This window comes from Rahnella perminowiae, from assembly GCF_019049695.1.
GTDB lineage: Bacteria > Pseudomonadota > Gammaproteobacteria > Enterobacterales > Enterobacteriaceae > Rahnella > Rahnella perminowiae.
On the sequence record NZ_JAFMOT010000108.1, the window covers coordinates 1 to 1060 of the forward strand.

A 1060-nucleotide genomic window follows, 5' to 3' on the forward strand; every position below is an offset into this window, starting at 1 on the left:
ATTGATTGCTACATTAAAAAAGCAATGTTCTTTTGCGTTCTTTTACCATGAATAAGTAAACCCAAAAATTACCAATGAGGTTTTAATTATGAAAGTAAGTAGAATTGCAGCACTTTTATTATTAGCTTTTGCTGGGTTATCCAGAGCAGCTGAACCACTTCATCTTGATTTCCTAACAACAGCCCCTCATAACACCCACAACTTTTTTTTAAAGGTTGGGGATGCTAATGGTGGTCCCGGCGGAGACGGCGGAAGCGGTGACAATTCTCCTGGCGCACGTGGGGGGGACGGCGGTAATAACAGCGGTAATGATAGTGGTAATAACAACGGCACAGGAAATGGTGACGGAAATGGTGACGGCGACGGCGACGGCGGTGGTGATGGCGGCGATGGTGGTGATGGCGGCGCTTGATATTCAAACCATGCTTGAATGAAAATATAAAGGCCTGTAAATCAGGCCTTTAAATTTGGAGGTTAAAGTGAAAATAAAAAAAACACTCAGCTTATTAGCTGGCTCAACAATTTTTATCATTGCCCTACTGCCACTACGTAGTTTTTCGAGTGAATACATTCATTATCATAAACATAATAAACACTATAACAACTCACCATCAGTGAATGGCGACGCTAATGGAGGTAAAGGTGGTGATGGCGGTAGTGGTAATAATTCTTCTGGAGGTCGAGGTGGAGACGGTGGTGTTAATGGAGGCAATGGTGGTAACGGAGAAAATGGTGGCAACAAAAATAATTCACCTGGAAGAAATGGAGTTGATGGACACAATGGCATTAATGGTCAGAACGGTTCTGATAAAACTTATCCCATAGATTATAAACCAGACCAAAAGCCACCGAGTAATTCAGGAATAATTCTTACTGCTGATGGTGGAAATGGTGGCAACGGGGGTAACGGTCCGAATGGCGGGAATGGCGGGAATGGAGGAAATGCAGGGAGCGGAGATGGATCTAATGGAGGAAATGGGGGGAACGGCGGACAGAATGGAGCCAATGGGGGAAATGGTGGAGACGGTGGTAGCGGCTCTAACTCATCAGGGGGAGATGG

General features: G+C 44.9%; 1 protein-coding gene and 1 pseudogene. Both read left to right on the forward strand.

All coding sequences use genetic code 11. The features are described 5' to 3' along the window. Positions 1 to 221: 221 nt before the first annotated feature. A complete protein-coding gene (locus tag J1781_RS00560) occupies positions 222 to 434 on the forward strand; it encodes a hypothetical protein (protein WP_217147021.1) in 213 nt (70 codons plus the stop codon). Between the two features lie 45 nt (positions 435 to 479). Further along, a pseudogene (locus J1781_RS00565) lies at positions 480 to 1060 on the forward strand (hypothetical protein); the annotation flags it as partial.